Below are 8,884 nucleotides of genomic sequence, written 5' to 3' on the forward strand. Positions count from 1 at the left end.
TTTACTACGCGTCTCGTGGGCTCGGAGATGTGTATAAGAGCCAGCCCCCCAGCCAGCCGTACCCGGTCTCGGGACCACCGGCCCAGCCGTACCCGGTCTCCGCACCACCCGGCTATGGCCCAACCATCTCCGGACCACCCGGTCAGCCCGTCTCCGCACCACCCGGGCACGGCTACCCCGTGTCCGGACCGCCCGGCTACGGCCAACCCGTGTCCGCACCCCCCGGGCAGAGCTACCCCGTGTCCGGACCACCCGGTTACGGCCAACCCGTGTCCGCACCACCCGGCTACGGCCAACCCGTGTCCGGGCCTCCCGGCTACGGCCAACCCGTGTCCGCACCACCCGGGCACACCTACCCGGTGTCCGCACCACCCGGTTTCGGGACGCCCGTCTCGGGGCCGCCCTACGGACCACCCGTCTCGGCGCCTCCGGTGAGCGCACCACCCGTGCCGCCCTGGGGGTTGACCGCACCGCCCTGGAGCAGCAGCGCCCCACCGCAGCCCTTGCCAAATCCAGACGCCGACTCCCCAGCCCAGACCATTACCGCTGCGCAGGCCGCCACCGCCGGACAGGCCCCGGCGGCCGGGCAGACCATGATGGACGCGGGCGGTACCGGTGCGGACGGTGACTCCGGCCTGGGCATCCTCGACGCCCCGGTGGCGCCCCCTCAGCGGACCCCTGGCGCGTTGTCCGACCAGACCGTGGTGTTGCCGTCCATACCGGCGCAGGGCGGCCCGACCAAAGTTGAGACCAGTCCGGGCTGGCCCGCCGCCGCGCAGGCGAAACCCGCCGCCCAGGCAAACCCGAGCCTCGCCCCGGCAAGCCCCAGCGCCGCGCAGCCGGCCTGGCCCCCGTCCGTCAACGCCGACCCGACGCTGGCGCCACCGGCCGCACCGCCACCGGCCCAGCAGTACCACCACCAGCCGCCCCAGGCGCCGTACCCGACCCAGGACCAGCACCACGCGCCGTACCCGGGTCAGCAGTACCACCCGGCGCCGGACGCGTACCGGCCGGCGTACGCCGATGAGGGTGGATCGACGGGCCGGAACCGGGCGGCGCTGATAGGCGCGGTCGTGGCGGCCGGGGTGGCCGTCGTGGCGGTGGCCGGCCTGGGTGCGGTGATGCTGACCCGCGACGATCCGCCGCCGACCGGGACCGCGCCGACGGCGGCGGCACCGACGACGGCCGGGCTTCCGCCGGGCGACCTGGAGCTGCGCGACGATTCGACCACGATCACGTTGACCTGGACGGACCCGACCGGTGGCGCGGTGCCGTTCATGGTCGCCGCGGGCAGGGCCGGGCAGGCCCTGGGCGTGATCGCCACCGTGGACCCGGGCCGGACCAGCTACACGGTCAACGGGTTGAACTCCCGAGTGGATCACTGTTTCACCGTGTTGGCGGTCTACTCCACTGACAGCTTTGCGACTTCCGGGCAGGTCTGCACCGCGCGGGAGCGCCAAGCCACACAAAGCGAGGAGCCCTCCGGCCGACCGTCGCCGCGCTGAGTCGAGCCGAAACCGCGCCGAGTCGAGCGGAAACCGGGCTGAGCTGGACGTCCACAACGCACACTCTCGGTATCCACAGGGGTGACGGTGCGGGTTCCCCCGCCACCACCAGCGCCATATGATGGCACCCGGCTCAGGGGAGGGGTCGCCGGAAGGCGCGCCACCTGCCACGACTCAGGGGAGGCAGCCGGCTGTGGCCAGCATCGACGACGCCGTACAGTCCGAGGCCCCCCGCTCCCGGTCCCGGCTGCGCGGCGGGCTGGTGACCGTCGGCACGGTGGCCGCGCTGTTGGCCGCCATGGGGCTGACCGTCCTCGGGTTGGGCGCGGCGGACAACGCGGTGGCCAACTACGACGCGAGTTCCTGGCTGTGGAGCGCGGCGCGCAGCGAGCTGGCCCGGGTCAACGGGGTCACCGCCCGGGTGGACACCCGCACCGAGATCCCCGCTGCCCGGCAGCATCCGATGCAGATCACCCAGACCGACCGGCTGCTGATCCTGCGCGACCTGCAGACCGGGCAGGTCAGCTCCCTGGATCTGGCCACCCTCCAGCTCAGCGCGACCACCCGGACCACCCCTGGCCTGGGCGTGAGTGTCGCCCTGCACGAGGACGCGGCGTTCGTCGTCGACGCCGTGCAGGGCATCGTCCGGCAGCTCGACCCGCGATCGTTGACCCCGGTCGGCGAGCCGGTGCGCTATCCGCCGGGCATCACCGGCGGCACCTTCGACGGTAAGGGTCGGCTCTGGATCGCGGTGCCCAGCCAGGGCACCGTCTCGGCGATCACCGCGGCCAAGCTGCCGTCCGCGCCGGCGACAGCCAGTGCCGGGCTCAGCCCGCAGCGGGTCGAGTCGTACGACGTCGCCGACGCCAGCCACGAGCTGGTCGTCTCCACCCTGGACGACGGGGTGGCGGTGCTCGACCGGACGGCCGGGAAGCTGGTGCGGGTGCAGGGCGGTGAGGTGCACCCGACGGCGCTGACGCTGTCCGGCCCGGCGGCGCTGCCCGCGCGCACCAGCGGCCCACGGGTGCCGGTCACGGTGACCGCCGATCGGCGGGTGCTGCTGGTGGGTGACGGTGGGCAGGAGAGCGGGTTCACCGTGCCGGGTGAGGGGGATCGGCTCAGCCCGGCGGTGGCCTGGGCGAACCGGTTCTACTGCGCCGACGAGGCCACCGGCACCATCTACTCCTTCGACGCGGCGGGTCAGCTGGTCGAGACCATCCGCGGGCGGGCCAACGGGCCGCTGGAGCTGGAGGTCCGGGAGAACCACCTGTTCATCAACTCCCCCGACTCGGCGACCGCCCGGGTCGTGGACGACAAGCACCAGGTGCGCGAGGTCAACAAGTACGCCAACGACGTGCTCGGCGGTGACCCGCCGCCGGTTCCCCCACCGCCGCCTCCGCCGAAGAAGCCGCGGGTGGGCAAGCCGAGCGCGCCGCGCAGCGTCACCGCCGCCGCCGGCAACGCCCAGGCGCGGGTGAGTTGGCGCCCGGCCGCCGCCAACGGCGCCGAGATCATCAAGTACGTGGTGCAGGGCGCCGGGCAGCGCCTGGAGGTGGGCGCCAACCAGCGTGCGGTGGAGGTCAAGGGCCTGACCAACGGCGAGACGTACCGGTTCGCGGTGCACGCCGTCAACGCCAAGGGCGACGGCCCACCGCGCAACAGCAACCCGGTGACGCCGACCGCCGCGGTGCCCGACCCACCGGCGAGCGTCACCGCGCAGGAACGGCCGGACGGCACGGTGCTGGTCAAGTGGCCGGCGGCGAACGGGCAGGGCAACACCATCGCGAGGTACGCGGTGACGGCCAGTTCGGCGGGGACGAACGCGCCGGCCGGCGAGTCGACCAGGACGGAGCTGGTGGTGCCCGCCGGTGAGCTGGAGTTCGGCACCCAGTACGCGTTCACGGTGGTGGCGGTCAACAGCAAGGGCGCCGGGTCGGCGGCTTCCCCGGTCAGCAACACGGTGGTGCCCTTCGCCGCGCCCGGTCGGCCGCTCGACCTGCGCGCCGGCACCGTCGCCAACCAGCCGGGCGCGGTGACGGTGCAGTGGGCGCCGGCCGAGGCCAACGGTCGGCCGGTGACGAAGTACCTGGTGGACGTCGGTGGGCGGGTGAGCGAGGTGACCGACACCCGCACGACCGTCACCGGGCTGGGCAACGGCCAGAACGTCACGGTGAAGGTGAAGGCGGTCAACGAGGCGGGGCCGGGCCCGGAGGCCACCGCCACCGCCCGCACGGTGGCCGAGCCACGGGTCACGGTGACCGGCTCGTCGTCGACGGCCACCGGGGCGACGGTCACCTTCACAGTGGACGCCGGTGGCGGTCAGGCCACCTGCACGCTGACCACGACGGGCGAACCGGCGAAGACCGGGGCGTGCTCCAGCATCACGATGACGGGCCTGACGCCGGGCACCGACTACACGTTCACGGTGACGGCGAGCAACGCCGCCGGCAAGGGCACCGCGAAGAAGGCGCAGGCAACCCAGCCGATGTTCGGGATCGCGACCTGCAACAACGGGCCCGACGGTGACCAGCGGACCTACTGCGACAAGGAAGTCGACGGTCGCAACGGCAACGAGGTCTTCAAGGTCACGCGGCAGGACAACGACCAGCAGGCCGGCTGGGCCAAGCCCGGCAGCCGGCTCAAGGCGTACTGCAAGAAGTCGGGCGAGAACGTCGACTCGTGGATCTACAACAACCAGAAGCAGAGCAACTGGTGGGTGCAGGTCGAGTTCAAGGGGAAGAACTACATCCCCTGGGCCTGGCTCAACCTGGAGGGCGGCGATGACATCAAGGTCCTGCCCACCTGCTGAAACACCAGGCGAGGAGCACCACCGACCGTGAACACCCACGAGCCGCTCACTCAGCCGGAGGTGCAGGGCTTCGCCGCCCTGGCCGCCCGGCTGGCCGAGAACGTCAACGCGGTGGTGCTCGGCAAGCCGCAGGTGGTGCGGCTGGCACTGACCGCGCTCTTCGCCCAGGGTCACGTGCTGCTGGAGGACGTGCCCGGGGTCGGTAAGACGACCCTGGCACGGGCCATCGCCGCCACGGTGAAGGGCGAGTGGCGGCGCATCCAGTTCACACCCGACCTGCTCCCCTCGGACGTGTCCGGCGTGACGATCTTCAACCAGGCGACCCGGGACTTCGAGTTCCATCCGGGGCCGGTCTTCGCCAACATCGTCATCGCCGACGAGATCAACCGGGCGTCGCCGAAGACCCAGTCGGCGCTGCTGGAGGTGATGGAGGAACGGACGGTCACGGTGGACGGGGTCCGGCACCCGGTGCCGTCGCCGTTCCTGGTGGTCGCCACCCAGAACCCGGTGGAGATGGACGGCACCTACCGGCTGCCCGAGGCGCAGTTGGATCGTTTCCTGGTGAAGCTCTCCGTCGGGTACCCGGACGAGGCCGTCGAGGTCGAGGTGCTGCGCGGGGCGACCGTGCGGTCCCCCGAGGCGCTCGCGCCGGTCACCGACACCGCCACCGTCGGCGAGATGGTCCGGATGGCCCGCCGGGTGCACATCGCCGAGCCGCTCTACGCGTACGCGGTCCGGTTGGCCGCGGCCACCCGCACCCACCCGCAGGTACGCGTCGGGGTCAGCCCCCGGGGCGTGATCGCGTTGACCCGAGCGGCGTGCGCGTATGCGCTCATCGACGGGCGTGGCTGGATCATGCCGGAGGATCTGAAGGCGCTCGTCGAGGCGGTGTTCGCGCATCGGCTGCTGCTCACCCCGGACGCCCAGGTGCGCGGGATGACCCCTGCGGAGGTGCTGCGCCAGGCCGTCGCCTCGGTGCCGGTGCCGCTGCCGTCGGGGCAACCCGCTCCGGTGCAGGGCTGACCGGCAGCAGCGCGATGGGGATCACCGCCCGTGGGGTCGGGCTGCTCGTCGCCGCCGTGGTGCTGTCAGGGGTGGGTTTCCGGTTCGCGTACCCCGAGTTGACGCTGCTCGGCGCGGCGGCCGGCGTGGCCGTCGGCTACGCCGCGCTGGTCGCGGCCTGGCGGCCCCGGCTGACGGTGACCCGCCGCGCGGACCCGGACCGGGTTGCGCGCGGCGAGCCGGCGAGCATGACGTTGACCGTGCGCAACACCGGGCGGCTGCGCTCGGCGAACCTGCTGGCCGAGGACCGGTGCGGGCAGCGGACTGTGCCGGTGCCCGTGCTGCGCCTGCGGCCCGGCCGGGACACCGAGGTCCGCTACGACGTGCCGACCGACCGTCGTGGGGTGGTGCCGGTCGGTCCGCTGCGGGTGACCCGGCGCGACCCGCTGGGGTTGGTGGCGCTGGCCCGCCCGTACGGCGCGGCGGTGCCGGTCTGGGTGCACCCCCGGATCCATCCGCTGACGGCGGTGCCCCGGGGCGCGGGACGCAGCCTCGACGGCCGGGTGGACGGGGTCCCGCACGGGTCGATCACGTTCGACTCGCTGCGGGAGTACGTGGTCGGCGACGAGCTGCGCCGGGTGCACTGGCGCACCAGCGCACGGGTGGGTGAGCTGATGGTGCGGGAGAACGTGGACACCAGCCTGCCGCGCCTGGTCGTCCTGCTGGACAACCGCGTCGCCGCGCACCCGCAGCGGGTCGGCGGTGTGGCGGAGTCGTTCGAGTCGGCCTGCGAGGCGGCGGCGTCGATCGTCACCGCCGCGCACCGCGCCGACCTGCCGGTGCTGTTGCTGTTGGCCGACGCGGAGCCGGCGGAGGTCACGACGCCCGACGGCGAGGCCGACGGCGCGCTCGGGCCGCTGGACCGGCTCGCCGCCGCCGACCTGTCCGCCGCCGGTGACGCGGTGCGGGCGGCCACCACCCGGCTGCGGCAGGACCGGCTCGGCGACACGTTGATCTTCCTGACCGGGCCGGGTGGCCGCGACGAGCTGGGGCACGTCGGGGCGCTGCGCGGGGCGTACCCGTCGGTGGTGGTCGGGGTGTTCGGCGCGGCCGAGCCGACGCCGCCGGGCGCCGCCGGCCTGGTGGTCGTCGACGCGGCGGACGGCGCGCAGTTCGCCGCCGAGTGGGACGGGGTACGCCGGTGGTGACGGGCGCCGTACGGGTGCTGCGGGCGGCGGTCCTGCCGCTGGCGCTGATCGGGCTGACGGCGCTCGCCGGGGTCGTGCTCGGCCGGGTGTACGCCGGTGGCCTGCTGACCTGGCTGGTCGTCGGCGCGGCGGCGGGTTCGGTGCTGGTCAGCGTGGCCGCCCGGCGGGTGCCGTCCTGGCTGGTGGCGCCGGTGTCGGTGGCCGCGATGGCCGGATGGACACTGTGGTCGCTGCGGCTGGCCGCCACCCGCGCCGAGTTGCCCGGCGGCCTGCTGGAGGTCACCGCGGACGCCGCCCGCAACGGCATCCCCCGGCTGCTCACCGCGATGATCCCGGTGGAGCCCACACCGGACACGGTGCTGGTGCCGGTCGTCGCGGCCTGGCTGGCCGGGCTGACCGGCGCGGAGGTGGCGCTGCGCACCGGCCGGGTGCTGCTGGGTTACCTGCCGGCGGCGGGGCTCTACGCCGCCGCCCTCTACGTGGTCGGCCCGAACGCCGAACCGGCGCTGGGGTCGACCCTGGCGTTCGTCGCGGTCGCGGCCCTCGGCCTGGCCACCCCCACCCGGACCGCGCCCGGCGGCGGCGATCCGACCGCCGAGCTGACCCCTCGGGTACGCGCGGCGGTGCGACTGCGGCTGGCCACCAGCGCGGCACTCGGGGTGGCCCTGGTGGTCGGGCTGGTGGCATTGCTCGGTCCGGTCGTCGCGCAGCATGTCGACGGCCGGCCGGTGGACCCACGCCGGTACGTGGAGCCGCCGCAGGTGCAGACGCTCGACGAGAACCCGTTGATCCGGATCTCCGGCTGGGCTCTGCACCCGGAGCAGAAGCTCCTCGACGTGAGCACGCAACGCCCCGCCGCACCGCCCGCCGACGCCCCGCCCGAGGCTGACCCGGCGGCGGACGCCACGCGCAGTGTGCGGATCCGGTTGGCGGTGCTCAGCGACTACGACGGGGTGACCTGGCGGGTCGGCGCGACGTACCGCAACGCCGGGCGGATCCTGCCGGCCGCGACCGCGGCCCGGGACAGCACGGTGCAGACGGTCCGGCAGCAGATCAGCGTGGCCGAGTTGAGCGGCCGGCTGCTGCCTGCCGTGGCGACGCCCCGGGAGGTCAGTGGGGCACGGGTGGCGTACGACCCGGCGAGCGGGACGCTGATCCGGCCGGAAGGGCTGACGCCGGGGCTGCGGTACACGGTGACCTCCGCCGAGGAACGCCCCGACTCGAACCTGTTGGCCAGCGCGAACGTGCCCGCCGGCGACGAGGTGGCCCGGGTGCTGCGGGTCGCGGACGGGGTGCCCGACCCGATGCGCCGGCTGGCCACCCAACTCGCCGAGGAGAACGGCGCCCCGTTCGCGCGCGCGTCGGCGATCGAGCAGTTCCTGGCCGAGCACTACCGGGTGGTGGCGGACGCCCCGAGCGGGCACGCGTACCCGAACCTGGGTTTCTTCCTGTTCGGGCCGCGCAACGGCGGCGGGCAGGAGGGCACCTCGGAGCAGTTCGCGGCGGCGTTCGCGGTCCTCGGCCGGCTCTCCGGGCTGCCCACGCGGGTGGTGGTGGGCTTCCGGACCAGCGGGCAGGGCCCGGTGCTGGCCGGTGACGCGTACGCCTGGCCGGAGGTGCTCTTCGACGGGCTGGGTTGGGTGTCGTTCGACCCGCTGCCCCGCCCCGACAACGAGCCGCGACCGGTGGAGGAGGACTTCCGCCCGACCCCGGAGGACCCGCCGCCCTCGGAGGCGCCGGCACCGACCGCCGAGCCCAGCGCCTCACCAGAACCGGCGACCGCCGCCGACGCCCCGCCCGGCAACGACGGGGTCTCCACGCCGGTGCTGGTCGCCGGCGGCAGCGCCAGCCTGCTGCTGGTGGTGGGGGCACTCCTGCTCACCCTGCTGGCGATGCGCCGCTCCCTCACCCGCAGCCGGCTCGTGCGGGGCGACCCCGGCCAGCGCATCGCCGGCGCCTGGCGGGAGGTCACCGACGCGCTCCGGCTGGCCGGGAGACCGGTCGGAGACGACCTGGCCGCCACCGAGATCGCCGGGCACGCCCGCCAAACCCTCGCCGACGCCCGCCTCGGTCGGACAGGACGTGGCGCGGTCGGTGACCCGGGCGCTGTCGCGCCCAGCGGCACGGCGCAGGCAGACGCGTCCAGCCCGGCCGTCGATGAACTGGCCGCCCTGCTCAACCAGGTGGGCTTCGCCCCCGGCGCTGCAACACCCGACCAGGCGGCTCGCGCCGCTGAGGTGGCCACCGCCTACGTGACCACCCTCCGCTCCGCCCGCCCCTGGTGGCGCCGCCTGCTCTGGTCCATGCACCCCACTCCCCGGCACCACGCCCGCCGCTCTCCGCGGTGATCAAGAGCTTTG

Annotated in this window: 5 protein-coding genes; all 5 read left to right on the forward strand. The window is 74.3% G+C overall.

The features are described from left to right. Positions 1 to 431: 431 nt before the first annotated feature. The 5 genes from DLJ58_RS35260 to DLJ58_RS33625 all read left to right on the forward strand — a co-directional run bounded on the left by DLJ58_RS35260 (position 432) and on the right by DLJ58_RS33625 (position 8,872). A complete protein-coding gene (locus DLJ58_RS35260; protein WP_124863155.1) occupies positions 432 to 1,505 on the forward strand; it encodes a fibronectin type III domain-containing protein in 1,074 nt (357 codons plus the stop codon). A gap of 193 nt (positions 1,506 to 1,698) precedes the next feature. Then, the gene (locus DLJ58_RS33610) at positions 1,699 to 4,314 is read left to right on the forward strand and encodes a fibronectin type III domain-containing protein (RefSeq protein ID WP_244219239.1); all 2,616 of its coding nucleotides are present in this window, start codon (positions 1,699 to 1,701) and stop codon (positions 4,312 to 4,314) included. Between the two features lie 27 nt (positions 4,315 to 4,341). Then, complete coding sequence (locus DLJ58_RS33615; RefSeq protein WP_112583044.1) at positions 4,342 to 5,337, forward strand: AAA family ATPase; 996 nt, start codon at positions 4,342 to 4,344, stop codon at positions 5,335 to 5,337. 14 nt (positions 5,338 to 5,351) lie between these two features. Continuing rightward, complete coding sequence (locus tag DLJ58_RS33620) at positions 5,352 to 6,524, forward strand: DUF58 domain-containing protein (protein ID WP_124863161.1); 1,173 nt, start codon at positions 5,352 to 5,354, stop codon at positions 6,522 to 6,524. Continuing rightward, positions 6,518 to 8,872, forward strand: coding sequence for a transglutaminase TgpA family protein (locus DLJ58_RS33625; RefSeq protein ID WP_425271367.1), 2,355 nt, complete (start codon positions 6,518 to 6,520; stop codon positions 8,870 to 8,872). Before DLJ58_RS33620 ends, DLJ58_RS33625 begins: the two co-directional genes overlap by 7 nt. Positions 8,873 to 8,884: the final 12 nt, after the last annotated feature.

The organism is Micromonospora arida (assembly GCF_003857035.1).
Taxonomy (GTDB): domain Bacteria; phylum Actinomycetota; class Actinomycetes; order Mycobacteriales; family Micromonosporaceae; genus Micromonospora; species Micromonospora arida.

Coding starts and splice junctions, on each gene's coding strand:
- DLJ58_RS33620 (WP_124863161.1), top strand. CDS start 5,352: ATGGGGATCACCGCCCGTGGGGTCGGGCTGCTCGTCGCCGCCGTGGTG.